This window comes from Mesorhizobium sp. WSM4310, from assembly GCF_007003935.1.
Lineage (GTDB): Bacteria > Pseudomonadota > Alphaproteobacteria > Rhizobiales > Rhizobiaceae > Mesorhizobium.
Genome location: NZ_VFTA01000002.1, coordinates 297,119 through 322,313, shown reverse-complemented (window position 1 = coordinate 322,313; position 25,195 = coordinate 297,119). Strand labels below are relative to the sequence as shown.

Sequence of the window (25,195 nt, the reverse complement as noted above, 5' to 3'; positions counted from 1 at the left end):
GGTCCCCGTGAAAGCAGTTCGGTCGAAATTATGAGGATGATTTTATTGGCTTTTTCAGCTGTCCCAAACCGCGCTCAAGGGTGCCAGACAGAAACGAGGCCGTCAAGAAACAAGCGGTCGGCGCCAAGTTCGTGGATGACATCACTGCTGTAGTCCGGCAGGCCAAGCGCGCTGCCCACCGTTTTTACCATGGCTTTTGACCACAGGAAGCTGCCGCGCCGCTCCGTATCCTTCCATTCGACCACCTTGAGCTTGGCGTCGACACCCTTGGTCGCCAGCCAGTCGATCGCCTCGGTTTCGCCGCCGACGGCGTCGATCAGCCCGTTGGTGACACCCTGGCGGCCAGTAAAGATCGATCCGTCGGCCAGCGCCAGCGCCTGTTCGTGGGTCATCTTGCGGCGTTCGGCGACGATGCCGACAAACCAGTCGTAGCTGTCGAGGATGAGCTTGCGGACCATGGCGCGCTCGTCGTCATTGGTCGGCTTGAAAGGAGAAGGCGAAGCCTTGAGCGGCGAGGATTTCACCTCCTCCAGCTTGATGCCGAGCTTGTCCATCAGGCCGCTGACGTCGGGATACTGGATCAGCACGCCGATCGAGCCGACGATCGAGGTCTTGCGGGCGACGATGTGATCGGCCGCACTTGCGATCATATAGCCGGCCGATGCGGCGAGCGTGCCGACTTCGGCCACAACCGGCTTGTCGGCGGCTACCTTGCGCACCTCCTCATAGATCGATTCACCGCCGACGGTGGTGCCGCCGGGTGAATCGATCGCGAGGATCACGCCCTTCACCTTCGACGACTTGCGGATGTCTTCCAGACGCTTGATCAGGTCCTCGTCCTCGGTGATCGTGCCTTCGATCCTGACCTTGGCGATATGGTCGACAGCCGAGCCGCCGAGATCGTCGCGATAGAACCAGGCCGACAGCGCGATCACTCCGAGGGCCACGATGCCGATGGCCGCAACACGCCAGAATGTCAGCTTGCGCCGCAAACGGCGGCGGTCGATCAGGTCGTCGGCTCTCAATGCCATGGTCAGCCTCACAGTCGGCGGGAAGAGACGCTTTTAGACCATGATGTCGTCATCGGGAAGCAGTTCCGCTTGCCTGTGGCGCGGCAATCGCCCGCGGCGATCCAAACACTGTCCTTTTTGTGACTGGCCTGTGCAAGGCACGCGAGGTAAGGGGAAGAACAGCGGTGATGAAAAAAAGGCGCAGGCGCGCCCATTTCTGCTATGAAGTACCGGCTGTTGTGCCGACCTCGTTTTCGTTTGTACAACCACAGTTGTCACATTTTTGCGGTTTTCGTGGGCTTGTGCTTGCTTGAGAGTGCCGGCCCCCCACCTATAGGCGGTGTTCCTTGGCGGGCAGGGTCTAGAAGAAAGCAGTCATGTTAGCGCGATCGAATGAACCGACCAGCCCCGAGACGGCGTTGGCTCCCCCGGCGGATGGCTGGACGAGGGGCGATGCGTTCGACCGCGCCCAACGTCATTCGCGGCGCGTGCGCGTGCTCAAATTCGCCGTGCCCCTGGTCGCGGCGCTGATCGCCGTCGCCTTCCCGATCTATTCCTATCTGGCCGCCCCCGTCTCGGTCGCGGTGCAGTCGGAAGGCGCCGCCTTTTCCAACGGCAAGCTGGTGATGGCCAATCCCAAGCTCAACGGTTTCACCAAGCAGAAGCAGCCCTATTCGATGACAGCCCTGCGGGCGATCCAGGATGTCAGCACGCAAGGCATCATCGAGCTCGAAGGCATAGACGCCAAGGTGCCGGTCGGGCCGGACAATGTCGCTGCCATCAAAGCCTCGCACGGTATCTACGATCGCGACGGCAATACGATGAAAATGACCAGCGACGTCATGATCACCACGACCGACGGCATGCAAGCCAAGTTCAAATCGGTCTTCCTCGACATGGGCAAAGGCACTATGAAGACGGACGACCCCGTCGACGTCAGCAGTGGCGGGTCGCAAATCACAGCGGATTCCCTGTCGGTCCAGGACAATGGCAAGATCCTGGTGTTCGAGAAGAGGGTGCGCGTCAACATCGATCCCGCCAGCGTGAAGGCGGCTGAGGCAAAGGGCGAAGAATCGAATGTGGCACAATAGTTCGACACGGCTTGCGGCCGCAACTTCGGTGCTGCTCCTGCTGGGCCTTGTGCCGTCGGTGGCGCAGTCGGGTGCCAGCAGCCAGGTGTCCGGGCTCAAATTGTCCGGCGACAAGCCAATCCAGATCGAAAGCGACAAGCTGGAGGTGCGGCAGGCCGAGAACGTTGCCGTGTTCACCGGCAACGTCACCGTCGTCCAGGGGCCAACCCTGCTCAAGGCCGGCAAGATGATGGTGTATTACGTCAAGGATCCCAACGCGGCCGCCAAGGGTACCGAAGCGGCGGGTGCCGCGATGACCGGCTCCGCCAATATCGATCACCTCGAAGTCAGCAGCAAGGTCTACATCAAGTCGGATGACCAGGTTGCGACCGGCGACAATGGCACCTTCGACATGAAGACGCAGGTGCTGGTCCTGTCCGGCAAGGAAGTGGTGCTGTCGCAGGGCCCCAACGTGCTCAAGGGCTGCAAGCTGACCGTGCAAATGAAGACTGGCCTGGCCAATGTCGATGGTTGCGGGGGACGTGTCATCATGTCGATGACCCCGCCGAAATCGGATGCGCCAAAGGCGGGAGCGACGAACCCCTGATGGCCAGCCTGTCATCGCTGACGGCGCGTCTTCCGGGACGTGCCGCAGCCAAGGTTTCGGCTCCGGCCACGATCACCGTCGACAAGACGAAGTTCAAGGGAACCTTGATCGCCAAGGGCCTGACCAAGAGCTACAAGGGCCGCAAGGTGGTCAGCGGCGTCACGCTCGGCGTGCGCGCTGGCGAGGCCGTCGGGCTGCTCGGCCCAAACGGCGCCGGCAAGACCACCTGTTTCTACATGGTTACCGGCCTTGTGCCGGTGGATGAAGGCACGATCGAGATCGACGGTTTCGACGTCACCTCGATGCCGATGTATCGTCGCGCGCGCCTCGGTATCGGCTATCTGCCGCAGGAGGCGTCGATCTTCCGAGGCCTCAATGTCGAGCAGAATATCCGCGCCGTGCTCGAAGTGGTCGAAAAGGATCGCAAGGTGCGCGAGCGCAATCTCGACGAACTGCTTGAGGAATTCCACATCAGCCATCTGCGCAAGGCGCCATCCATGTCGCTCTCCGGCGGCGAGCGGCGGCGCCTGGAAATCGCACGCGCGCTGGCGACGCGCCCGGCCTACATGCTGCTCGACGAGCCCTTTGCCGGCATCGACCCGATCGCCGTCGCCGATATCCAGCAGCTTGTGCGCCATTTGACGGCGCGCGGCATCGGTGTCCTCATCACCGACCACAATGTGCGCGAGACGCTCGGGCTGATCGACCGTGCCTACATCATCCATGCCGGCCAGGTGCTGACCCATGGCCGCGCCGACGAGGTGGTGGCGAACCCGGATGTGCGGCGGCTTTACCTCGGCGAGGGCTTTACGCTCTGACCTTTTTTCTCATGCAATTCCGGCCGGAGGATCGTTTCCGGAAATTTGCCTTAGGCGTGAAATTTGTTTCCTGGCACGATTTTTTGCGTGTCGCGGGCTGATTTTTCGCGATTTTGCTCCGAGATAACGCTCCGGTAAGCGGCTTTTGCTAGGCTTTGCCTTGACAAGCAAAAGCCGGGCCAGTTTTTATGGCCGGCTGCCGAATTCGTTTCGGGAGGCGCGGACGCGTAGAGGAGGCGTTTGAAACCGAACCATGGCGTTGGCGGCGAAATTACAGCTCAGACAGTCCCAGTCGCTGGTGATGACGCCGCAGCTGATGCAGTCGATTCGGCTGCTGCAGTTCACCCATGTCGAGCTTGAGCACTTCATCGACGAGGAGATCGAGCGCAACCCGCTTCTGGAGCGCGCCGAGCCGCAGGACGACGCCGCGAGCGACCAGGTGCAGAAGATCGAGGCAGAGCCGCAAGCGGCCGCCGAGGGCGACTGGTTCGAGAACGAGGCGGGGTGGAGCGCCGAGGCGATATCGGAAAAACTCGATACGTCGCTGGAGAACCTGTTTCCCGACGATCCCGGCATCAGCGAGCGGCTCGGACCCGACCTGACGGCGCAATGGAAATCGGCATCCGGCAATGGCGGCGGCTCCTCGTCCGAGGGGCTCGACGCCGGCGACATGGCGGCGAGCGCCATCACCTTGCGCGACCATGTCGGCGAGCAGATCGCCCTCGCCTTCGTCGATCTCGCGGCGCGGCTGATCGCAGGCGAACTCGCCGATGGCCTCGACGAAACCGGCTATGTCAGGGCTGATATCGAGGAGATCGCCGCGCGTCTGGGCACCGACGCAGCGAGCGTGGCCAAGGTGCTGGCGGTGTGCCAGACCTTCGAGCCGACCGGCCTGTTCGCCCGCGACCTTGCCGAATGTCTTTCGCTGCAGCTTGCGGCGCGCGACCGTCTCGACCCGGCGATGAAGGCCCTGGTCGCCAATCTCGAGCTCCTGGCGCGGCGTGATTTCCAGACGCTGAAGCGGATTTGCGGCGTCGACGAGGAGGATCTGCTCGACATGCTGGCCGAAATCCGGGCACTCGATCCGCGCCCGGGCATGGCGTTTTCGGGCGGCGCTAGCGACGCCATCGTCGCCGATGTCGAGGTGCGCGCGGCCAATGACGGCAGCTGGACCGTCGAACTCAACGCCGAGACGCTGCCGCGCGTGCTGGTCGACCATATTTATTTCGCCCAGGTGTCGCCGCATGCGAAGAACCAGGCGGAAAAGGATTTCCTGGCCGAATGCCTGCAGAACGCCAACTGGCTGACGCGCAGCCTCGACCAGCGGGCAAAGACGATCCTCAAAGTGGCCTCGGAAATCGTGCGCCAGCAGGATGCATTCCTGGTCCACGGCGTGCGCCAGCTGAAGCCGCTCAATTTGCGCACGGTGGCCGACGCGATCGGCATGCACGAATCGACCGTCAGCCGCGTTACCGCAAACAAATACATGCTGACCCCGCGCGGCGTGTTCGAACTGCGCTATTTCTTCACCGCCTCGATCGCCGCGTCGGGCGGCGGCGACGCGCATTCCTCGGAAGCGGTGCGTGATCGCATCAAGCAGCTGATCGACGAAGAAAAACCTATCGATGTACTTTCGGATGACGCGATCGTCGACATGCTCAAGGAGAGCGGCGTCGATATCGCCCGGCGCACGGTCGCCAAGTATCGGGAAGGCATGAATATTCCGTCGTCGGTGCAGCGCCGGCGCGAGAAGCGGGCGCTCGCCAGCGCCGGGCGCTAGGCGCCTGCGATTTTCCACAGCTGCCGAGCTTCATTGACAAGCCGCGGGGAAGTGGCTAGAAGCCCGCCCGCATGAGACGGGCCCGATGCCCGCTAGCGGATGGTCCGTCACGACAATGGCCTCGGGATGGTCAAAAAGGCGGCTTGTGATCAACCGGAAAGTTCGGATTTAAATCGGCGCGAGTGACGCCGCAAAGCTTGTGCGCACGGATCACGAGTATAAACTCGGGCCAGTTTGAAGCCTGAGCAAGGAAGGTCAGTTTTCAGATGAATCTGCGCATATCGGGAAAACACATGGATATCGGCGATGCGTTCCGCACACGCATCAACGATCGTGTCGGCGAAGCGATCGGCAAATATTTCGATCGCGGCTTTGCGGGACACGTCACCGTCATCAAATCGGGCTCGCGCTATTCGGCGGATTGCATGATCCGGCTGGATTCCGGCGCCTCGCTGCAGGCCACCGGCGATGCCCAGGATCCGACCCTGGCTTTCGAGGCCGCGGCCGATCGGCTGGAGACCCGGCTTCGGCGCTACAAGCGCCGTCTCAAATCGCACAATTCAGGCAATGGCGATTTGACCGACATCGCCTATACGGTGATGGCGCCGCTTGCCGACGACGACGAGGAGATGCCGGAGGATTTCGCGCCGGCCATCGTCGCCGAATCGACCATGACGCTGAAGACCATGTCGGTGGCCTCGGCGGTCATCGAACTCGATACCAAGGACAGTCCGGTGTTCGTTTTCCGCAACGCCGGAACCGATCATCTCAATATCGTCTATCGCCGGCCCGACGGAAACATTGGCTGGATCGACCCGTCCACGACCAAGGTCGCACAGGGATAAAAGCCAGCCGCACGAGGGGTGGGGACTGGCCACGGCAGGCGAACAAGGGATTTTCAAGCATGGATCTGAGCGATCTTATCAGCGTTCCGGCGATCTTGCCGGCGTTGAAGGCGAACTCCAAGAAGCAGCTTCTGCAATTGCTTTCTGAACGGGCGGCGGCGATTTCGGGCATTCCGGAGAGGGAAGTGTTCGACACCATCCTGCAGCGTGAGCGGCTGGGCTCGACGGGCGTCGGCAATGGCATCGCCATTCCGCATGGCAAGCTCGCAGGCGTGAAGCGCATCGCCGGTGTTTTCGCCCGGCTGGAAACGCCGGTCGATTTCGAGTCGCTGGACGACCAGCCTGTCGATCTGGTGTTTCTGCTGTTGGCGCCGGAAGGGGCGGGCGCCGATCATCTGAAGGCCTTGTCGCGCATCGCGCGCGTGCTGCGCGACGCCGACACGGTGGCCAAGATCAGGGGGACGCGCGATGCTGCGGCGATCCACGCGCTGCTGTCGGACACGCAGGCCTCGCACGCCGCCTGAAGCCGGATTTTGAAAAGACTTGCCAAGGGCCGCCGCGGGCGGCCCTCTTCGTGTCAGCCAACCGGTCGCTTTTAGTGAATGGCGACGGTGGTCAGGTCGTTTTCCATGGCGCCGGCCAGCGCGCGGTCACGCGCGTCGGAAAGCAGGATCGGCTGGCCATTGGCGGCAAACAGCGCCCACAATTCCAGGCCGGGCGCGATTTCACCGATGTTGGGGAAGCGGCCGAGCAACTCATCGCTCGAGACCTTGCGCAGATAAGCGACCGAGCCTTCGCCGAGATGGGCGAATTCACCGCTGGTCATGGTGATATTCTCGTCAGTTCTGGTCATTTCAAGCCTCCTTGGCGCGAGGACGCCGCTCAAGGCCATCCCGCATGAGAGCCGTCGGTGAAGATCAGTCTTTCACCGATATATTTATTTTCCGTACCAGCCGTTCGGACTCCGGCCGATCGAGGTCGATCGACAAAAGGCCGTTCTTCAGCTCCGCCGCGATCACACGCATGCCGTCGGCCAGCACGAAACAGCGCTGGAATTGGCGCGCGGCGATGCCGCGATGAAGGAATTCGCGCTCGGTGTCGTCGGTCTGACGGCCGCGCACGACCAGCTGGTTTTCCTCCGTTGTCACATCGAGATCGCTTTCGGCGAAACCGGCGACGGCGAGTGTGATGCGCAGCCTTTCGGCCTTGCCGTCGGCACCGCTGAGGCGCTCGATGTTGTAGGGAGGGTAGCTATCACCGGACTTCGCCAGACGCTCCAAGGTCTTTTCCATGGCATCGAAACCAAGGAGAAGCGGGCTGGAGAAAGGCGTCATTCGGCTCATGTTACACTGTCCTCTCAAGAGCGACATAAACTGGAAAAACCCGGATGGCATTTTTCCCGATGGCCTTGATATGGTCCGCCCCGCGATCAAGTTCAAGCCACCACAAGACCCGCCCAAAAAGACCAGGCCTTGGACTCACAGGAATAATCGACATGGCGCTTGAAACGACGCGCGGATGCAAGGAGAAGCGCCGGGGTCGTCCTTCAGGCGTGCGATCGATCCGGTGAGCTCACGGCCTCCCAAACAAGGAATTGAAATGCCCCAACCACGCAAGATCATCATCGACACCGATCCCGGCCAGGACGATGCCGTCGCCATTCTCTTGGCGCTCGGCAGCAGCGAACTGGAGATCGTCGGCATCACCGCCGTTGCCGGCAACGTGCCGCTGAAGCTTACCGAGAAGAATGCCCGCAAGATTTGCGAACTGGCCGGCCGCCCGGAGGTCAAGGTCTATGCCGGCGCTATCCGTCCCCTGGCGCGCACATTGGTCACCGCCGAGGAAGTGCATGGCAAGACCGGCCTCAACGGGCCGCAGCTGCCCGAACCGACGATGAAGCTGCAGGAGCAGTATGCCGTCGACTTCATCGTCGAGACGCTGATGAAGGAAGAGAGCGGCACCATCACGCTCTGCCCGCTCGGGCCGTTGACCAACATCGCGCTGGCGCTGATCCGCGAACCGCGGATCGCGCCGCGCATCAAGGAAATCGTGCTGATGGGGGGCGGCTTCTTCGAGGGCGGCAACGTCACGCCCGCGGCCGAATTCAACATCTATGTCGATCCGCAGGCCGCCGATCTGGTGTTCAAGGCCGGCATCCCGATCGTGATGATGCCGCTCGACGTCACCCACAAGGCGCTGACCACCACCAAGCGCACGCAGGCTTTCCGCGCGCTCGGCACCAAGGTCGGCATCGCGACCGCCGAGATGCTGGAATTCTTCGAGCGTTACGACGAGGGCAAATACGGCACCGATGGCGGCCCGCTGCACGACCCCTGCGTCATCGCCTACCTGTTGAAGCCGGACCTGTTCAAGGGCCGCAACTGCAATGTCAGCGTGGAGACCGCCTCGGAACTGACCATGGGCATGACCGTGATCGACTGGTGGGGCGTCACCAAGCGGGAAAAGAATGCCATGGTGATGCGCGACATCGACCATGACGGCTTCTTCGCGCTGCTGGTGGAGCGGCTGGGCCGGCTGTAACACTTCCGCCGATCGATGCAGACGGTTTGCCCAGAGGCATAGAGCTTCTGGGCATGTCTCACTCGGGAAACCGGTAGAAGACGACGCCATTGTCGCGCGTGACGCGTTCGATGCTCGCATCTGACCCAGTCAGATGCGGGCGGTCGTCGTCGATGAGCACAGACGAGCCATCGTTGAGAACAAGCACATGGAGGATGTACTTACCGTCTCTCCATTGGACACTTTTGATCGTTGCATCGATGGCACCGACAGACCGAATCGGGCTTGCGTCGTTGGCCCATTTGTTCGCCGCCAACATGAGCATAATCGCAAACGCACCGATGAAGAGGATCACGCCAGGCGCATTCCTCTTCAAACCATCCCAAGTCCAAAAGACAGGCATGAATCCCCCGACAGAGATTCATGTGGTGGTGGGAGAGCAGACTTTCAATCGGTTGCTATGCGAGGGCGCTGCAACTCTTCGCGTCGCCCGGCTCGCGGTCGCCGTTACTTCGACCTCGAAAACGCCAGCCACAGGCCGCCGCCGACCAGGAAGCTGCCGCTGATCCTGGACATGAGCTTGATGCGGCGGGCCGACAGCAGGCGCCCGGCGCGGCCGGCGGCGAGTGCGTAGGTCGAATCCGACACGGCGGCGAAGATCATGGCGGTGAGGCCCATGACGACGATCTGCAGCGAATAGTTGCCTTCCGGCGCGATGAACTGCGGGAAGAAGGCGCCGAAGAACACCAGCGTCTTGGGATTGCTGAGCGCCACCAGCAGGCCCTGCAGGAAGAAACCGCCGCGCGGCTTTCTGGCGGTTCCGTCGGCATTCAGCGTGCCCTTGGAGCGGAACATCTGCACGCCCATCCAGATCAGGTAGGCGGCGCCGATCAGCCTGACCCATTCGAACCAGTGACCCATGCCCGCGATCAGCGTGTTGAGGCCGATGCCGACAATGGCGATCATGATGGCAAGCCCGGCCTGCGTGCCGGCGACATTGGCCAGACCGGCGCGGGTTCCGTGCCGGATGCTGTTGGCGATGATCAGCGTGACCGTCGGTCCCGGCACCAGGATGATAACGATGCAGGCGAGAACATAGGCGGCGTAAAGTTCCAGCGACATGATCTTCCTCAAAATGCCGCCAATGCGGCGTGGCAGGCCACAATTAATGCATGCGGGTAACCTCCGCGCAAGCCTGACGCGAAACGCCGGGCCGTTGCACGTGCGTCAGGCGCCGGCCTGCCAGGGCAGCGTCGCCTCATAGGCGGCGGCGGCCCTCAGTACGGCGAGGTCGCCGCGCGGCCGGCCGATCAGCTGCATGCCCATTGGCCGGCCCTTGTCGTCGAAGCCGACCGGCACGTTGACCGCCGGGCAGCCGCCCAGCGTGGCGAAGGCTGAAACCTGCATCCAGCGGTGATAGCTGTCCATCGGCCGTCCGGCGACCTCGCTTGGCCAGTGCATGCCGACCTCGAAGGGGAAGACCTGCGCGGTGGGCAGGGCGACGAGATCGAAGCGGTCGAAGATCGACAGCAGTATCCGATGCCAGGAGGTGCGCACGACCGAGGCCGCGCGGATCTGCGGCGCCGTCAGCCGCATGGCGTTCTCGATTTCCCATATGGCTTCCGGCTTCAGCAGACCGCGCTTGGAAGGATCGTCGTAATGGACCTTGAGGGCGCAGCCGCTGCTGGCCTGGCGCAGCGTCACGAAGGCCTGCCACAGCGCTTCGAAGTCGAAATCCGGGAGCAAGGGTTCCGCCGGGAAGGATGCATCCGCGAAGCGGCCGAGAGCCGCCTCGCACAGATCGAGGATGCCAGGTTCGACTGGCAGATGGCCGCCGAGGTCGCCGAGCCAGGCGACGCGGCCGCCAGTCGATGGCGGTGCAAGCCCTTCGAGGAACGAACCCGGTTTCTCATAGGACAGGGGCGCCTGCGGATGGTAGCCCGCCTGCACGTCGAGCAGCAGCGCCATGTCGGCGACGTTGCGGCCCATCGGGCCCTCGACGCCCATCTGCGCATGGAAGACCTCAAGATCGGGTCCGGCGGGCACAAGCCCTTGCGATGGCCGGAAGCCGTAGACATTGTTCCAGCCTGCCGGATTGCGCAGCGAGCCGCCGAAGTCGCTGCCATCGGCGACGGGCACCATGTCGAGCGCCAGCGCCACCGCCGCGCCGCCGCTCGAGCCGCCGGCGGTGAGCGCCGGATCGAAAGCGTTCAGCGTCGGCCCGAAGACGTTGTTGTAGGTGTTGGATCCCAACCCGAATTCGGGAACATTGGTCTTGCCGATGATGATGGCGCCGGCGTTGCGGATGCGCTCGACGAAGAAATCGTCTTCCTGCGGCACGAAATCGGCAAAGATAGGCGAGCCGAAGGAGGTCCTGAGCCCGGTCGTCGAGGCGAGGTCCTTGATGGCGATCGGCAGGCCGAAGAGAGTCCCGGTTTCGCTCGCTTGCCTGGCATCGGCTGCATCGGCCTCGCGCAGGATATCGTCGCGGTCGCGCAACGAGACGATGGCGTTGACCAGCGGGTTGACCGCTTCGATGCGGTCGAGGAAGGCCGTCACCACCTCGCGCACGGACAGTTTCTTGCGGCGGATCGCGCCGGCAAGGTCGATGGCGGACAGGCGGCAGATATCACCGGCCGGCGGCACGGCATGTTTCGTCCCGGGGCGCATCACTTTCAATGGGTTTCCAGCAAGGCTTGATCGACATCCTTGGCCAGCGGGATCGCCGGCTGGGCGCCGGGCTTGAGACATGCGAGCGAGCCCGCCGCAGCGGCGCGTGCCAGTGCCTTGTCGAGGGCTAGGCCGGCAGACAGGCCGGCAGCGAAGTAGCCGCAAAAGGTGTCGCCGGCGCCGACCGTGTCGACAGGCGTGATCTTCATGGCCGCAAGGGTGAGGAACTCGCTCGGTGTCGCTGCCATGACGCCGTCGCCGCCGAGGGTGACGACGATGGTGCGGCCGGTTTTCGCGGCGAAGTCGCGCATGCGTGCCGCGCGGTCGCGGCCGTTCAGCGCCAGCGCCTCGCCATAGAGGTCGAACTCGGTCTCGTTGGCGACGGCATAATCGGTCTTTCCGAGGAAAGCCGCCGCGTCGCCCTGGAAAGGAGCGGTGTTGAGCACGGTGATGGCACCGGCCGCCCGTGCCTGGTCGAGTGCCGTATCGACGGTCACCAGCGGGATCTCGTGCTGGAGCAGCACGACATCGCCCTTTTGGAGGAAGGCCTTGGAAAGGTCGCCGGGCACCACGGACGCATTGGCGCCGGGGACCACGGCGATGATGTTCTCGCCATCGGCGCCGACCATGATCAGCGCCGTTCCGGTCGAGGCAAAGGTTTCGCCCACGCCCGACAGGTCGACCCTGGCCTCGCGCAGCAACGCCAGTGCCTCGCCGGCGAAACTGTCCTTGCCGACGGCGCCGACCATGCGCACCTGGACGCCGGCGCGCGCGGCAGCCAGCGCCTGGTTGGCGCCCTTGCCGCCCGGCGCCGTGGCGAAACTGGAACCGCTCACCGTTTCGCCGGGGCTCGGCAAGCGGTCGACTTTGGCGATAAGGTCGAGATTGATCGAGCCGATGACGACTATCAAGAAAGTGCCTCCCTGCCAGCGCTGGCCGGAAATCAGGATCGACTTTCGGAAAGCACGATGTGGATCGAGATCCACAATGTGGATCGAGATGACGAGCTGCGCCGGTGCATCGTATCGATGCGCCGTCACCCCGGTTGTGCGGGAAGCTAGCGCTTCATGCGATGAGTTGCCAGACCATGTGGATATCAAAAGGCGATTTGTCGCCTCACTCGCAGCGCACGGTGACGATGCCCTGATAGGTGCCCGCGGGAAAGACGCCGCTCGACTTGGTGGCGGTGAGATCGACCTGCAGGGCGTGGGTGCCGTTGGTGACCCTTTGCGGCACGCTTCCGTTGATGTCGACCCCCGTGCCATCGAGCCGGAAGACCGAGGCGAAGGTGACGTTGGTGCCGCCGCCGCTCGGCGCGGACGAGAATGCGGCAGGCGCCGGCGCCGAAACCGAATAGCAGTCCAGCAGGTTGAGCAGGGTGCACAGAAGCGAGCTCGCCACCACGGTGGCGCTGGCGCTCGATCCGCCTGCCTGTTTGGAACCCAGTATGCTTATGGCAGGATTTGCGGTCATCGTCCCCGATGCCCCGACCATGATGGTGCAGGTGCCGATGATCGCCGCCGGTGCGGGCTGGCTGAAGCCGGCAAGGGCTGCTATGGTAAGCAGCGCGGGGCTATTTTTTCTTCTTCTTCTTGCCATCGCTGTTTCCGGTCCTGATGGTCCAGCCTTCGTTGGCCCATCCAGGTGATGCGGCCGCGGTCGCGGGAGCGCTCGTGGCCACGCTTCCTGTCGGGCCGTCGCCGCCGAGGCCCATTTTGAGCAGTTTCAGCTCCATCTGCAGGCGCTGGACCTCCAGTTCATACAGCCGGCTGCAGTCGAGGCGTTTCGGCGTACGCCCGATCGGGATCACCACCCGGCCGTAGGTGGCGACGCCATTGTCCGTCTGGTTGTTGCCTCTGATAACGCCGAGATCGACATAGGCACCAGAACCGGAAACGGCGGAACGGCAAGTGGTGCCGTCCGCGGCATGGACCTCGTCCTGGCCCTGGGGCAAGGTGACACCGGGCAAATTGAAGCCGTTCTCGTTCTGGTTGAGATTGTAGATCTGGTCCTGGGCCTGAGTTGGAACGGTGCTTGTGACAGCAACCGCGAGTGCCAGCGTCAGGACTTGCGGTGCCCAAAGAACTTTCCGCATATCTGCGCCCTTATCTGCGTCTGCTGGTTGGGGAAGGGGATGCTTTCCGTACAGATACGCACTTTACGCTCGGCGGCGCCGCCGAAGGGCACGACCACAAGGACGGGACGGGAGGCCTGGGCGCCGAGCTGGAAGGCAGCCGGTGATATCCTGGCGTCCACCGGCTGAAAATCCTGATCGTAGACGTGGATTTCGATCTTGATCTTCTGGTCGTATGGATTGGCCGGGAAGACGCGGACCGCGAAGACGTCGGTGAAACTGTTGACCTCGCCGCGCATCGGCGACATCGACTGCGCCGCCGCGGCAGCAGGGATCAGGCCGACGGCCAGCGCCGTCGCCAGGGTTCGAAAAGGTGTCAAGGATGCCTCCTTCCCCGGGCGCTACTCGCAGCGAAGCGTTACCGTTGCCTGATAGTTGCCGTTGGCGAAGCGGTTGCTGCCGCCCTTGGTGCCGGCGAGATGGACCGAAACGAGGTCGGCGCCGGGTGTGCTGATGGCGGTAGCGGAACCGGTCTCGACGATGGAGTGCGCACCGGCGGAAGAGTAGGTTGGCGTCCAAGTGGTCGACGTCGTGTCGGCCGATGGCACTGTCGTGGTGGTAACCGGATCGACGCTCAGCGACACGCCGCCTGTCGTCGTCAGCGTGACGGTTCCGGCAGAGCCGCCGCTGTTGTGGGAACTGAGGGTCTGGAGGTCGGGACTGACCGTCATCGTGCCATTGGTGGCAATGACAAGCGTGCAGGTCGGGGTGATCGTGCCATTGAAAATGACATTTTGCGTCGCAGCCGATGCAGGCTGGCCCAGACACGCGACCAGCAGGGTTGCACCGAAGGCGGTGCGAAACAACTTCATCGAGACCTCCTATTAAGTCGGATCGCCCGAATTAACAGGAGTCATGATCGCTTTATCGTGGTTAATTTAGCGTAAACTTAAATAATTCGCGGAAATAACATCTTATAAAGAACCGAAGGTTGTCACCGGTTGTAACGTGAATTTCCGATAGAATCCAAGTAATACTTTCTGCTATCCAAGATCTGTAAATTTATTCGCCGGAAACTGGAAAAACGATATTTACGACGACACTTGGCCCGCCTCCCAGCCAAGGATGGCGCGCTTGCGGGTCAGGCCCCAGTGGTAGCCGGTGAGGTCGCCGGACTTGCCGATGGCGCGATGGCAAGGCACCACGAAGGAGAGCGGGTTGGCGCCATTGGCGGCGCCGACCGCGCGGCTGGCGCTTGGCGCGCCGATGCTGGCGGCGATCGAGGAATAGGTGCGGGCCTTGCCCATCGGGATCTGCAGCAGCGCCTCCCAGACGCGAACCTGGAAGTCGGTGCCGATCATGACGACATGCAGCGGCTGGTCGGGACGCCACAGCGTCGGATCGAAGATGCGCGCGGCGTAAGGACCGGTCGCGGCCAGGTCCTCGACATAGATGGCGTTCGGCCAGCGGCTGGACATGTCGGCGAAGGCGGCGCGCTCCTCGCCGGGGTCGCAGAAAGCGAGGCCGGCAAGCCCGCGGTCAGTGGCCATGATCAGGGCGGTGCCGAAAGGCGAGGGATGGTAGCCGTAGCGCATCGTGAGGCCGGCGCCGCGTGTCTTGTAGTCGCCCGGCGACATTGCCTCATGGGTGACGAACAGGTCATGCAGCCGGCCAGGGCCGGACATGCCCAGTTCGAACGAGGTTTCGAGCAGCGGCATGCCGGAATCGAGCAGCCGGCGGGCGTGGTCGAGCGTCACCGCCTGCAGGAAGGCTTTGGGCGACAGGCCGGCCCAGCGGGTGAAGAGTTTTTGCAGGCCGGTCGCCGTCTCGCCGACTTCCTCGGCAAGCTCCTCGAGCGAAGGCTGGTCGCGATAGTCGAGGCTGATCTTCTCGATGGCGCGGCGCACGATCTCGTAGTCGCTGCCTTGCGGCGTGACGTCCTTTTTGAGGACGGCTGTCTGTGTGCTCATCGAACTGTCTCCTTGGCCAGGAATATCGCCCCTCGGGGCGGCGATCGCCACCCGAAACTTGCCTTCTTGCCGCGCATACCCAGATAGACTCGGGGTTTCGAGAGCCTGTTCCATCCCGATGGGTCGGGACGGGGCTCTCTCTTTGTGTTCGAGCATGATCTTTTCCGAAAACCGGTATCCACTTTTCGGGATCATGCTCATGCCAGGAGTCGCTCATGACTGGCGAGAAAGTGCATCTGACCGGGGCAAAGGAAACCTTGCTGATGACGCTGTACGGCAAGGCGCTGGAGAGCCGGCTGCCCCATTCACTGCTTGGGGATCATTTCGCCGACGAGGCGGTGCACAAGATCGACTATGATTTCTCCAGGCTCAAGGTCGACGAGAATCTCGGCATCGGCCTGGCGATCCGGGCCAAGACGCTGGACGTTCGTGTCGAGGATTTTCTGGCGAGGAATCCCGGCGCCATCGTGCTGCATCTGGGCTGCGGGCTCGATACGCGCATCTTCCGTGTCGATCCGCCGCCAGGCGTGGACTGGTTCGATGTCGACTATCCCCAGGTCATCGAACTCAGGCGAAAACTTTACCCGTCCCGCGACCGTTGTCATCTCATCGCTTCGTCGGTGACCGAGCCCGGCTGGCTGGCCGAAGTGCCCCGCAACCGCCCGGCCATCGTGGTGGCGGAAGGGCTGACGCCCTATCTTCCCGCAGACGAAGGGCTGCGCCTGGTTTCGCGGCTTGTCTCGCACCTTGCCGGCGGCGAGCTGATGTTCGACGCCTACAGCCGTTTCGGTCTGACGCTGCTTCGTCTCAATCCCACCATCAAGGCGACTGGCGCAGAGGTTCACTGGGCGATCGATGATCCGCACGAGCTGGAATTGGCGGTTCCGAAACTGCGGTTCGTCGAGGATATTTCCGCCTACATGCCCGAACACGCCGCCCGCATGGGCTGGTCCGCCAAACTTTTCGTTCGCCTGTGGAAACACATTCCGGCGCTGCGCAAGGTCGGCAGGCTTCTGCGCTATCGGTTCTAGAGCAATTCCAGGAAAAGTGTGAACGGTTTTCCGTCCGGAATTGCGTCAAAACAAAGAGCCGTTCAGCGCGCCTTGGCGGTCGCCAGCGCGCGCGAAAAGGCGGTGGCAAAGCTCTCGCGGGACTCGGGATCGAGAAAGCCGCCGATCGGCACGTTCCGGCCTTGGCCTTCGACCGTCATTTTGGTGATGCCGATCTCGGCGTGGCGGGCGACCGAAAACCGTGCCCAGAACGGGTTGAAGCGGTGAGCTTCCGATTTTCCGGAAGGGGCCGTCTTGCGGATGTCGAGGGTGGTACGCGAGACCGATACCTCCTCGCGGGCGCGGGCGGCGCGGTAGTTGACCCGGAAGGCGATGTAGACGGCGACCACGTCGAGACCGAAGAAGCCAAATACCGGCCATGCGCCGCGCGACAGGAAGAACGCGCCGGTCGCCAGCCAGCCGAACGACAAAGCGCCCATCAGGACCAGGAAGCCCGTCCTGCCCAACGACCGGTGCGGGGTCAGCAATGCGTGAAAGAAGGGCTCGTCAGCCTGGAACGAGGCGTTTGTGTCGCTCATGACAGGATATTATAGGAGGGAAATGGCGAGCCCCAAGTCCAAAGATTCTTCCATGCCCGAAAAAGACCTGCCAGCCGGCCGACGTGACGGCTCGAACGCTAGGCCGCGCCCACGGCCGGTGCGGCGGACGTCACGCTACAGTCCGGCGGAAGTGCACGAGATCTTCCGCCGCTTTTCCGTGCAGCGGCCGGAGCCGAAGGGTGAGCTCGAACATGTCAACGCCTTTACGCTCCTGGTGGCGGTGGTGCTCTCGGCGCAGGCGACGGATGCCGGCGTCAACAAGGCGACAAGGGCCTTGTTCAAAGCCGCCGACACGCCGCGGAAGATGCTGGCGCTGGGCGAGGCCAAGGTCGGCGATTACATCAGGACCATCGGTCTGTGGCGCAACAAGGCCAAGAACGTCATCGCGCTTTCAGAAGCGCTGATCCGTGACCATGGCGGGGAAGTGCCCGACAACCGCGACGAACTGGTGAAGCTGCCGGGCGTCGGGCGCAAGACCGCCAATGTCGTGCTCAACATGGCCTTCGGCCAGCATACGATGGCGGTCGACACGCATATTTTCCGGATCGGCAACCGGCTCGGCCTGGCGCCCGGCAAGACACCCGAACAGGTCGAGCAAGGGCTGCTGAAGATCATCCCGGACGAATATATGCGCCATGCGCATCACTGGCTGATCCTGCATGGCCGCTATGTCTGCAAGGCGCGCAAGCCGGACTGCCCGGCTTGCGTCATCGCCGATATCTGCAAGGCTGAGGAGAAGACGACCAGCATTCCGGCGCCGTTGGTGCCGATCGCTCCGCTCGATCCGCTGGACGCGGTTCAGGCCCAAAGCTGACCGGGCTTCAACTCTCCTCCACGAACACTTCTTCGCGCTTCTTCTTGACCGAGGGCAGGAAGACGATGACGAGCACGGCCAGCGCCACCAGTAGCAGGCCGGCGCTGATCGGCCGCGTCACGAAGGTGCTGGGGTCGCCGCGCGACAGGATCATGGCGCGGCGCAGGTTTTCCTCGAGCAGCGGGCCGAGCACGAAGCCGAGCAGCAGGGGAGCCGGTTCGCAGCGCAGCTTGGTAAGGACATAGCCGAGCAGGCCGAAGAAGGCGACGGCATAAAGATCGAAAGCATTGGTGTTGACGCTGTAAACGCCGATCGAGCAGAACGCCATGATGATCGGGAAAAGCACGTAATAGGGGATCGTCAGGAGCTTCACCCAAAGGCCGATCAGCGGCAGGTTGAGGATGATCAGCATCAGATTGCCGATCCACATCGAGGCGATGACGCCCCAGAACAGCGCCGGCTGCTCGGTGGCGACATTGGGGCCGGGTACGATGCCCTGGATGATCATGGCGCCGATCATCAGCGCCATCACCGGATTGGCCGGAATGCCCAGCGTCAGCATTGGGATGAAGGAGGTCTGGGCGCCGGCATTGTTGGCCGATTCCGGTCCGGCGACGCCCGCGATGGCGCCCTTGCCGAATTCCTGCGGGGTTTTCGACACGCGTTTCTCGACCGTGTAGGAGGCAAAGGCCGCAAGCACCGCGCCGCCGCCGGGCAGGATGCCGAGCGCCGAACCGATGATGGTTCCGCGCACGATGGGTGCTGCCATACGCTTGAAGTCGTCGCGGGTCGGCATCAGGCCGGAGACCTTGCTGATCAGCACCGAGCGCTCATGCTCGTTTTCAAGATTGCGCAGGATCTCGGCGATGCCGAAGACGCCGACCGCCACCGCGACGAAATTCAGCCCGTCGGCATATTCGCGGATGCCGAGCGTGAAGCGTGGCGCGCCGGTGTAGATGTCGGTGCCGACGATGCCGAGCAGCAGGCCGAGCACGACCATCGCCAGCGCCTTGACGATCGAGCCGTGAGCAAGCGCGATGGAGGAGACAAGGCCGACGATCATCAACGAAAAATACTCCGCCGCGCCGAACCGCAGGGCTATCGCCGTCAACGGCGGGGCAAAGACGGCGACGAGGAAGGTCGACACCGTGCCGGCGAAGAACGAGCCGATCGCGGCGATCGCCAATGCCGCCCCGGCGCGGCCCTGGCGGGCCATCTGATAGCCGTCGATGGCGGTGACGGCCGACGAGGATTCGCCGGGCATGTTGATGAGAATGGCGGTGGTCGAGCCGCCATACTGTGCGCCGTAGTAAATGCCGGCGAGCATGATGAGGGAAGAAACCGGGTCGCCGATCTGGAAGGTGATCGGCAGCAGCATGGCGATGGTTGCGGTGGCGCCGATGCCGGGCAGGACGCCGATCAGCGTGCCGAGCAGGACGCCGATCAGGCAGAAACCGAGATTGGCCGGCGTCGAGGCGGTCGAAAAGCCGAGCGCGAGGTTGTTGAGCAAGTCCATGTCAGCGCCTCACAATGCCAGCTATGAGGGCAGCCAGGGGCCGAAGCGCTGGAAGGGCAGGCCGAGCGCGTAGCTGAAGACGAGGATCGAGAACAGCGTCAGGCCAGCCGACAGCACGAGCGCGGTGAGCGCCTTCATGCGGCAGCTGGCGAAAGCGGCGATCAGCGCCGTCAGGAAGATCGACGGCACGAAACCGAGGCCGCGCACCGTCAGGCCGAAGAAGATCGGCGCCGGCAGGATGAACAACATGCCGCGCCACGCCATGGGGCCGATCGGCTCGCCCTCAACGCTTATCGCCTGGACCAGGATGATGGCGCCCAGCAGGATCAGCACGATCGCCAGGACCAGCGGGAAATAGCCCGGTCCCATGCGCAGCGCGGTACCGATTTCGAGGCTGAGCGACTGCAGCGCGAAAAACGCGCCGAAGAAGATGAACAGCGCGGCGCACAGGCCGTTGGTCCTGTCGATTGCGAAAGGTTTCATGGCGGTCCTTCCTGACCCTTGGAGCGGGCATGCCGTTGCAGGTGAAAACGGATCGAAGCGAACGGGGCGCCGCTGGCGCCCGGTTCAAGCCATCAGTCGGCGTACTGGCCGGCGGCTTCGATGATCGGCTTCCAGCGCGCGATCTCGCTTTCCAGCTTTGCCTTCAGCGCCGCCGGCGTCGCGTCGGCCTCCGATGACGGCCTGGTGCCGAGTTCGGCGAAGCGGGCGATGACGTTCGGGTCCTTCAAGGCGACCTGGAGCGATTTCGACAGGCGGTCGGTGATCTCGGCCGGCGTGCCCTTCGGCGCATAGAGGCCGTGCCAGATGCCGACCTGCACCGCGGGGAGGCCGGCTTCGATCGTCGTCGGCACATCCTTCAGCACGTCGAGGCGCTCCGGCGAGGTGACGGCATAGGCCTTGATCGTGCCGCCCTGGATCTGCTTGGTGGTGTTGGTCGTCTGGTCGCACATGATGTCGACCTGGCCGCCGAGAAGATCGGTCATGGCCGGGCCGGTGCCCTTGTAGGGCACGGTGACCAGCGGCGTGCCGATGGCGCTCATGAACAGCATGCCGCACAGATGCGAGGCCGCACCGATGCCGGCATTGGCGACGGTGATGCTGTCCTTGTTGACCTTGGCGTAGTCGACAAGCCCTTTCAGATCGGTCGGCGGGAGTTCCTTGCGGCCGACGATGGTCATCGGCACTTCGGTCACCAGGCCGACATATTCAAAGGCGTTCAGCGTGTCGTAGGCGAGTTTTCTGTAGAGCGTGGCACTCGTCGCCATGCCGATATGATGGAGGAGCTGCGTGTAGCCGTCGGGATCGGCATTGGCGACGCGGCCCGCGCCGAGCGTACCGCCGGCGCCGCCGACATTCTCGACGATGACCTGCCGGCCGAGATCCTTCGACACGGCTTCCGCGACGAGCCGGGTGACGGTGTCGGTCGGACCGCCGGCCGCGAACGGCACGACAACGGTGATGGTGCGTTCGGGATAGGATTGTGCGTCGGCGGCGAACGAATAAAGCGTGAGGGCCGCAGCGGCGGCCAGAGCGGCAACAAATTTTCGCATCGTAATTCTCCTCCCGGGATATGAATAACCGCTGCGCGGAACTCCTCTCAATGCCGGCCGCGAATGAAACAACAACCAGCGCAGGCCAATAGATTGCAATCGGACTCAAATGGCAAACCGGGATATCCGCGGCAGCCGGCATGCAACGGATAGATGTTCGAGCCAGAAGGCCGGATCCGAAACGGTCGATCGTCGAGCGGGTTCGGCAAATGCCGATTGCGGACCTCTGTCCGCTCTCGTTCTATTCCAGATCTATTGGTAGCCGTAACCGCGCGCCATCGCCGCCGCGAACACCGGGATCAGCAGGAAGACGAAGGCCTCGGCGCGGATATAGGTCTTTACCGAGGCCAGTTCGCCCGCCGGCACGGCGAAGGAGGGATTGGCGCTGGCCTGCCGGTTCCAGGAAATGAAGCGCACGGTCGGGATGATCGAAAGCAGGCCGACAATGCCGAATGCCGCCATCTTGGCCCAGAACATCCAGTTGTAGATGTAGAACTCCCATCCCTTGAGGCCCCAGAGGACACGGCCGATCCCGACGATGATGATGAGTGAGGCGATGATGCCATAGTGGCGGTCGATGCCGGCGAGTCGCTTGAGGGTTACGGCGGGCAGGTCGCCGCGGATCAGCACGAATTCGGCGCCGATGATCCCTGCCAGGGAAAACACCAGCAGATGATGGATAATGGCAAGCACAAGGTCGGTCGTGTCCATGTTTCTTCCTGGGTTGAGCACCAGCCCCGCGTCTGAAAAGGTCGCGCCGCAAATGTGCTGAATCAGCCTGCCGGGAAATTAACACCGTCGGGCAGAATTCCCATAGAAAGCTGCTCCCTGGTCATAGGCGGCGTTGACGCTCGGTCCAGGCAGGTTCGCAGGCATGACCGGACTGAAACGCCCCCTGAATCCGATGTCTGACCTGATCCACGCCGTCTTGACGGAACGCGGGCTGATAAGACTGCCTATGAGGCCCGGCCGGACTACCAGAAGAACGACTATCTCGGCTGGATTGCCCGCGCCAAGCGCCCGGACACCAGGCAGAAGCGGCTGACCAGATGCTGGACGAATTGCAACGTGGCGGTGTCTACATGAACATGGCCTGGCGCGGCTGAAGATCTGCTTCGGCCGCTGTTCTGGATGATGGCGCGTCTTCCGCTGGCCCTTGCACCGCAGGGGCAATTTGCTAAGCGCGGACAAGATCAGCAAGGCAAATCCAATGAACAACCGCAAAGTGACCGTCACTCCCGTCATCGAAACGCAGCGAACCATTCTGCGGGCACACCGGCTGGAGGATTTCGACGCCTATGCAACGATGTGGGGCGACCCCGCCGTCACCCGCTTCATCGGCGGCAAGCCGCGCACGCGCGAGGAAAGCTGGATGCGCTTCCTGCGTCATGCCGGCCTGTGGTCGCTGCTCGGCTACGGCTTCTGGGCGATCGAGGAGAAGGCGACGGGCCGCTTCGTCGGCGAGGCCGGGTTTCACGATCTGAAGCGCGACATGGAACCGTCGATCGAAGGCATTCCAGAGGCCGGATGGGCGCTGGCACCGGAAGTGCACGGGGCGGGCCTTGCCACAGAGGTCGTCGGCCGTGTGCTGGCCTGGGGCGAAGAAACCTTCGGACGGGTGAAAACCGTCTGCATCATCGATCCCGAGAATACCGCCTCGTTGAATGTCGCTGATAAGGTCGGCTATCGCGAGGTGTTGCGGACCACCTATCATGACGCGCCGACCGTGCTGCTGGAGCGGCTGTCCTGAACCTGGATTGCAGATCAGGTAGACTAGCCCGCCTTGCGGCGCAGCTTCCGCGCCAGATCGGCCCATGGATCGACGCTTTCGGCGGCCGGCGTGACGCCTCGGCCTAGCAGCACCGTCGAGGCATCGAACGGCGTCGGTCTGGCGATCCCATAGCCCTGGGCATAGTCGACGCCGATGGTCTTCAGCGCGGCGACGATACCGTCGCTCTCGACGAACTCGGCGATGGTACGCTTGCCCATGACCTTGCCGATGTGGTGGATCATCTCGACCATGGCGCGGTCGATGCGGTCGTCCAGCATGTCCTTGACGAAGCTGCCGTCGATCTTGAGGTAGTCGACCGGCAGGTGCTTCAGATACGCGAAGGACGACATGCCGGAGCCGAAATCGTCGAGCGCGAAGCGGCAGCCCAAGCCGCGCAGATCGGCAATGAAACGCATGGCGTTGGTGAGATTGGCGATAGCGCTGGTTTCGGTGATCTCCAGGCAGATCATGGCAGGCGAAATGCCATGGATGAGGAATTGCTCGCCCAGGAAGCCGAGAAAGCTTTCGTCGCCGAACGTCGCGCCGGAAAGATTGATGGCGCATGTTGCGATGGGCGGCGTGCGCGGATCGGCCTGCCGGGCGGCCAGGATGCGGAAGGTGTTGCGCACCACCCAGCGGTCGATCGACGGCATCAGGCCATAGCGCTCGGCCGCGGGAATGAAACTCTGCGGGGTGACGAAGCTGCCGTCTTCGTCGGTCAGCCGCAACAGGATCTCTATATGCGCTCCCACCTCGACGATGTCGTCGTTGAGCGGCCAGATTTCCTGCGCATGAAGCCGGAAACGGTCTTGCACCAGCGCGGCGTGCAGACGCTGCACCCAGGCCATCTCGCCGAAACGCTCGCGCAAGTCCACGTCGCCCTCGTTGTGGACCTGGACGCGGTTGCGGCCCTTGTCCTTGGCCATGTAGCAGGCGACGTCGGCGGCCCGCAGCGTTTCCGCGATCGTCACCTGCGCATTGGCGATCTCCACCATGCCGATACTGACGCTGGTGTTGAACGTCCTGCCATCCCAGGCGAAATGCAGATTCTGCACAGCCGCGCGCAGCCGTTCGGCGATGTCGCACGCTTCGTCGGCTTCACAATCGACGAGCAGCACGCCGAACTCGTCCCCGCCCAATCGTGCCAGCACGTCGCCCGGCCGCAATTCGCAGGTCAGCAGCGCCGAGATCTGGCGCAGCAACTGGTCGCCCGCCGCATGGCCGCACGTATCGTTGACAAGCTTGAACTGATCGAGATCGAGATACATCAAGGCGTGCTGCCGGGGCTGGCCCTGCAATTCGACGATTGTCCTTTCCAGCCGGCTTTCGAAATCGCGCCGGTTGGCGAGCCCGGTCAACGCATCATGCGAGGCCTGCCACGAAAGCCGCTCGATGTAATCCTCTTCGCGCGTCATGTCGTGGAAGGCGAGCACGGCGCCGACGACCTCGCCGGAAACGAGCAACGGTGCGCCGGTCAATGCGACGGGAACAACGGAGCCGTCCGGCCGCTGCAGCAATTGTGGACGGGCGCTGGAACGGCGCGCTTCGCCGGCCAGGAGACGCTCGACCAACTGCGTTTCTTCAACGCCGGTGCCCTTGTCGATGAGGCGAAAGAATGCTGCGATGGGTTTGCCCCTTGCAGCGCCGAGCGGGCAGGCCAGCAGTTTCTCGGCAACCGCATTCATGTAGTCGAGCCGCCCGTCGCGGCCGGTGCTGACGACGGCCTGGCCGATCGAAGCCAGTGTTATCTGGGCGCGCTCGCGCTCGGCATTGAGCGCCAGCTGGAAGGCCTGGCGCTGCGCAAGGAGCTTGCGCGTGCGCCACACGGCAAGCAGGATCAACAATGCGGCAGTGACGAGATTGGCAAAGGTAAGCAGCATCTGGATGAAGCGCGATCCCTCGCCGAGACTGTCCGAGAAGGCCTTGGACAATGGAGTGACCTGACGATCGAGCCGATGAATTTCCGCCTTCCAGGCGCTGATCTCGGCTGTCGACGCCGGCCCCTTGCCGAGTGTCGCATGCATCGTATCGCCGAGCCGCTGGATGGCGAGGATCATTGTGTCGGCCGCCGCCCAGTGCCGAATAGCGGTATCGAGATAGCTGAACTTCCGGAAATTCTGGAACAGCCAGATCAGCCCGGCAACGTCGTCCGCGTGGTTTCTGCCTTGCAGAAAGCCTGTGCGCGCTGCCTCTGCATCGGGTTCGGGCTGCTCGAGCGCCAGGCGGGCCGAGCGGTCGGCAAGCGGAACGGCGATCGCTTCGCGATACTCGGTGAAGAACGCCTCATTGCCGGTATCCGCATAGAGGCTGAGGAAATAGATGGCGTGCTTTTGCCCCTTGGACCACTGGCTTTCCCCGCCGACATAGGCGCGAACCGCCGAAAGCGTGTACAGGCTGAGGCTGGCGACCAGCGCCTGGACGAGGACGACGGCGATGAACGGCCAGACGAGCCCGAGAAGACGGGGGCTGGCGTCCAGCGATGATGGCGTCTTCGAATTCACGGACGTGCCATGATCCTGTCAGCGCGTCTGTCCGACTGTTTCACCCGTCGGTTAAGACGATTCTCTG

At 63.1% G+C, this 25,195-nt stretch carries 28 protein-coding genes and 1 pseudogene; 11 read left to right on the top strand and 18 right to left on the bottom strand.

The genetic code is table 11. The features are described from left to right. Positions 1 to 74 precede the first annotated feature (74 nt). Positions 75 to 1,031 carry a signal peptide peptidase SppA gene (gene sppA, locus FJV80_RS04600; protein WP_142875656.1) on the bottom strand — a complete coding sequence of 319 codons (957 nt, stop codon included), beginning with the start codon at positions 1,029 to 1,031 and terminating at the stop codon, positions 75 to 77. A gap of 356 nt (positions 1,032 to 1,387) precedes the next feature. On the opposite strand from sppA, the gene lptC reads away from it, so the two are divergent. The 6 genes from lptC to ptsN all read left to right on the top strand — a co-directional run bounded on the left by lptC (position 1,388) and on the right by ptsN (position 6,654). Then, positions 1,388 to 2,101, top strand: a complete 714-nt coding sequence (gene lptC / locus FJV80_RS04595) for an LPS export ABC transporter periplasmic protein LptC (RefSeq protein WP_142875655.1) — start codon at positions 1,388 to 1,390, stop codon at positions 2,099 to 2,101. Continuing rightward, a complete protein-coding gene (locus FJV80_RS04590) occupies positions 2,088 to 2,687 on the top strand; it encodes an LptA/OstA family protein (protein ID WP_095772487.1) in 600 nt (199 codons plus the stop codon). The genes lptC and FJV80_RS04590 overlap by 14 nt, the downstream gene beginning before the upstream one ends. Beyond that, positions 2,687 to 3,505 (top strand): LPS export ABC transporter ATP-binding protein, encoded by an 819-nt coding sequence (gene lptB, locus FJV80_RS04585; protein ID WP_010911489.1) that lies wholly within the window; start codon positions 2,687 to 2,689, stop codon positions 3,503 to 3,505. The genes FJV80_RS04590 and lptB overlap by 1 nt, the downstream gene beginning before the upstream one ends. A 253-nt stretch (positions 3,506 to 3,758) precedes the next feature. Beyond that, entirely contained in the window at positions 3,759 to 5,285 is a 1,527-nt protein-coding gene (gene rpoN / locus FJV80_RS04580; RefSeq protein WP_142875654.1) for an RNA polymerase factor sigma-54, read from the top strand. Positions 5,286 to 5,551: 266 nt separating this feature from the next. Then, positions 5,552 to 6,130: a ribosome-associated translation inhibitor RaiA gene (gene raiA / locus FJV80_RS04575; protein WP_095772489.1), complete on the top strand. Its 579-nt coding sequence runs from the start codon at positions 5,552 to 5,554 to the stop codon at positions 6,128 to 6,130. A 59-nt stretch (positions 6,131 to 6,189) separates the two neighbouring features. Then, positions 6,190 to 6,654, top strand: coding sequence for a PTS IIA-like nitrogen regulatory protein PtsN (ptsN, locus tag FJV80_RS04570; protein ID WP_019861194.1), 465 nt, complete (start codon positions 6,190 to 6,192; stop codon positions 6,652 to 6,654). A gap of 71 nt (positions 6,655 to 6,725) precedes the next feature. On the opposite strand, the gene FJV80_RS04565 is transcribed toward ptsN, so the two are convergent. Together FJV80_RS04565 and FJV80_RS04560 are read right to left on the bottom strand one after the other, a co-directional pair. Beyond that, complete coding sequence (locus FJV80_RS04565; protein WP_032920755.1) at positions 6,726 to 6,983, bottom strand: DUF1150 family protein; 258 nt, start codon at positions 6,981 to 6,983, stop codon at positions 6,726 to 6,728. A 64-nt stretch (positions 6,984 to 7,047) separates the two neighbouring features. Then, entirely contained in the window at positions 7,048 to 7,473 is a 426-nt protein-coding gene (locus tag FJV80_RS04560; protein WP_013893014.1) for an Hsp20 family protein, read from the bottom strand. A 256-nt stretch (positions 7,474 to 7,729) separates the two neighbouring features. On the opposite strand from FJV80_RS04560, the gene FJV80_RS04555 reads away from it, so the two are divergent. Continuing rightward, complete coding sequence (locus FJV80_RS04555) at positions 7,730 to 8,671, top strand: nucleoside hydrolase (RefSeq protein WP_095772490.1); 942 nt, start codon at positions 7,730 to 7,732, stop codon at positions 8,669 to 8,671. Positions 8,672 to 8,729: 58 nt separating this feature from the next. Here FJV80_RS04555 and FJV80_RS04550 read toward each other — a convergent pair whose 3' ends face one another. The 9 genes from FJV80_RS04550 to FJV80_RS04510 form a co-directional block, all read right to left on the bottom strand. Continuing rightward, complete coding sequence (locus tag FJV80_RS04550) at positions 8,730 to 9,005, bottom strand: hypothetical protein (RefSeq protein ID WP_246688899.1); 276 nt, start codon at positions 9,003 to 9,005, stop codon at positions 8,730 to 8,732. Between the two features lie 152 nt (positions 9,006 to 9,157). Next, positions 9,158 to 9,772, bottom strand: a complete 615-nt coding sequence (locus FJV80_RS04545) for a LysE family translocator (protein WP_095787060.1) — start codon at positions 9,770 to 9,772, stop codon at positions 9,158 to 9,160. A 105-nt stretch (positions 9,773 to 9,877) separates the two neighbouring features. Beyond that, positions 9,878 to 11,323, bottom strand: coding sequence for an amidase (locus FJV80_RS04540; RefSeq protein ID WP_095787059.1), 1,446 nt, complete (start codon positions 11,321 to 11,323; stop codon positions 9,878 to 9,880). Between the two features lie 2 nt (positions 11,324 to 11,325). Next, positions 11,326 to 12,231: a ribokinase gene (locus FJV80_RS04535; RefSeq protein ID WP_142875652.1), complete on the bottom strand. Its 906-nt coding sequence runs from the start codon at positions 12,229 to 12,231 to the stop codon at positions 11,326 to 11,328. 205 nt (positions 12,232 to 12,436) lie between these two features. Continuing rightward, positions 12,437 to 12,919, bottom strand: coding sequence for a hypothetical protein (locus FJV80_RS04530; protein ID WP_095787058.1), 483 nt, complete (start codon positions 12,917 to 12,919; stop codon positions 12,437 to 12,439). After that, positions 12,894 to 13,415 (bottom strand): hypothetical protein, encoded by a 522-nt coding sequence (locus FJV80_RS04525; RefSeq protein WP_095772495.1) that lies wholly within the window; start codon positions 13,413 to 13,415, stop codon positions 12,894 to 12,896. The genes FJV80_RS04530 and FJV80_RS04525 overlap by 26 nt, the downstream gene beginning before the upstream one ends. After that, entirely contained in the window at positions 13,382 to 13,774 is a 393-nt protein-coding gene (locus FJV80_RS04520) for a hypothetical protein (RefSeq protein ID WP_095772496.1), read from the bottom strand. The genes FJV80_RS04525 and FJV80_RS04520 overlap by 34 nt, the downstream gene beginning before the upstream one ends. Before the next feature lie 21 nt (positions 13,775 to 13,795). After that, positions 13,796 to 14,266: a hypothetical protein gene (locus tag FJV80_RS04515; protein ID WP_142875651.1), complete on the bottom strand. Its 471-nt coding sequence runs from the start codon at positions 14,264 to 14,266 to the stop codon at positions 13,796 to 13,798. A gap of 219 nt (positions 14,267 to 14,485) precedes the next feature. Further along, positions 14,486 to 15,364: a bifunctional helix-turn-helix domain-containing protein/methylated-DNA--[protein]-cysteine S-methyltransferase gene (locus FJV80_RS04510; protein WP_142875650.1), complete on the bottom strand. Its 879-nt coding sequence runs from the start codon at positions 15,362 to 15,364 to the stop codon at positions 14,486 to 14,488. A gap of 215 nt (positions 15,365 to 15,579) precedes the next feature. Between FJV80_RS04510 and FJV80_RS04505 the strand changes: the two genes are divergently transcribed. Then, a complete protein-coding gene (locus FJV80_RS04505; protein ID WP_142875649.1) occupies positions 15,580 to 16,395 on the top strand; it encodes a class I SAM-dependent methyltransferase in 816 nt (271 codons plus the stop codon). 62 nt (positions 16,396 to 16,457) lie between these two features. Here FJV80_RS04505 and FJV80_RS04500 read toward each other — a convergent pair whose 3' ends face one another. After that, the gene (locus tag FJV80_RS04500; RefSeq protein ID WP_095787054.1) at positions 16,458 to 16,952 is read right to left on the bottom strand and encodes a DUF2244 domain-containing protein; all 495 of its coding nucleotides are present in this window, start codon (positions 16,950 to 16,952) and stop codon (positions 16,458 to 16,460) included. Between the two features lie 22 nt (positions 16,953 to 16,974). Here FJV80_RS04500 and nth point away from each other — a divergent pair, with 22 nt between their 5' ends. Then, complete coding sequence (nth, locus tag FJV80_RS04495; RefSeq protein WP_142875648.1) at positions 16,975 to 17,787, top strand: endonuclease III; 813 nt, start codon at positions 16,975 to 16,977, stop codon at positions 17,785 to 17,787. A 7-nt stretch (positions 17,788 to 17,794) separates the two neighbouring features. Here nth and FJV80_RS04490 read toward each other — a convergent pair whose 3' ends face one another. The 4 genes from FJV80_RS04490 to FJV80_RS04475 form a co-directional block, all read right to left on the bottom strand. Then, positions 17,795 to 19,303 carry a tripartite tricarboxylate transporter permease gene (locus FJV80_RS04490; protein ID WP_095772502.1) on the bottom strand — a complete coding sequence of 503 codons (1,509 nt, stop codon included), beginning with the start codon at positions 19,301 to 19,303 and terminating at the stop codon, positions 17,795 to 17,797. A gap of 21 nt (positions 19,304 to 19,324) precedes the next feature. After that, positions 19,325 to 19,786: a tripartite tricarboxylate transporter TctB family protein gene (locus FJV80_RS04485; RefSeq protein WP_142875647.1), complete on the bottom strand. Its 462-nt coding sequence runs from the start codon at positions 19,784 to 19,786 to the stop codon at positions 19,325 to 19,327. Between the two features lie 92 nt (positions 19,787 to 19,878). Beyond that, the gene (locus FJV80_RS04480) at positions 19,879 to 20,856 is read right to left on the bottom strand and encodes a tripartite tricarboxylate transporter substrate-binding protein (protein ID WP_142875646.1); all 978 of its coding nucleotides are present in this window, start codon (positions 20,854 to 20,856) and stop codon (positions 19,879 to 19,881) included. A 252-nt stretch (positions 20,857 to 21,108) separates the two neighbouring features. After that, positions 21,109 to 21,567, bottom strand: coding sequence for a DUF2214 family protein (locus FJV80_RS04475; protein ID WP_095787051.1), 459 nt, complete (start codon positions 21,565 to 21,567; stop codon positions 21,109 to 21,111). Positions 21,568 to 21,849: 282 nt separating this feature from the next. Here FJV80_RS04475 and FJV80_RS35685 point away from each other — a divergent pair. After that, positions 21,850 to 21,942, top strand: a pseudogene (locus FJV80_RS35685) (hypothetical protein); the annotation flags it as partial. A gap of 124 nt (positions 21,943 to 22,066) precedes the next feature. Beyond that, positions 22,067 to 22,606, top strand: coding sequence for a GNAT family N-acetyltransferase (locus FJV80_RS04465; protein ID WP_095787049.1), 540 nt, complete (start codon positions 22,067 to 22,069; stop codon positions 22,604 to 22,606). A 23-nt stretch (positions 22,607 to 22,629) separates the two neighbouring features. Here the strand turns inward: FJV80_RS04465 and FJV80_RS04460 are convergent, their stop codons facing one another. Further along, entirely contained in the window at positions 22,630 to 25,128 is a 2,499-nt protein-coding gene (locus FJV80_RS04460) for an EAL domain-containing protein (RefSeq protein WP_142875645.1), read from the bottom strand. Between the last annotated feature and the right edge of the window lie 67 nt (positions 25,129 to 25,195).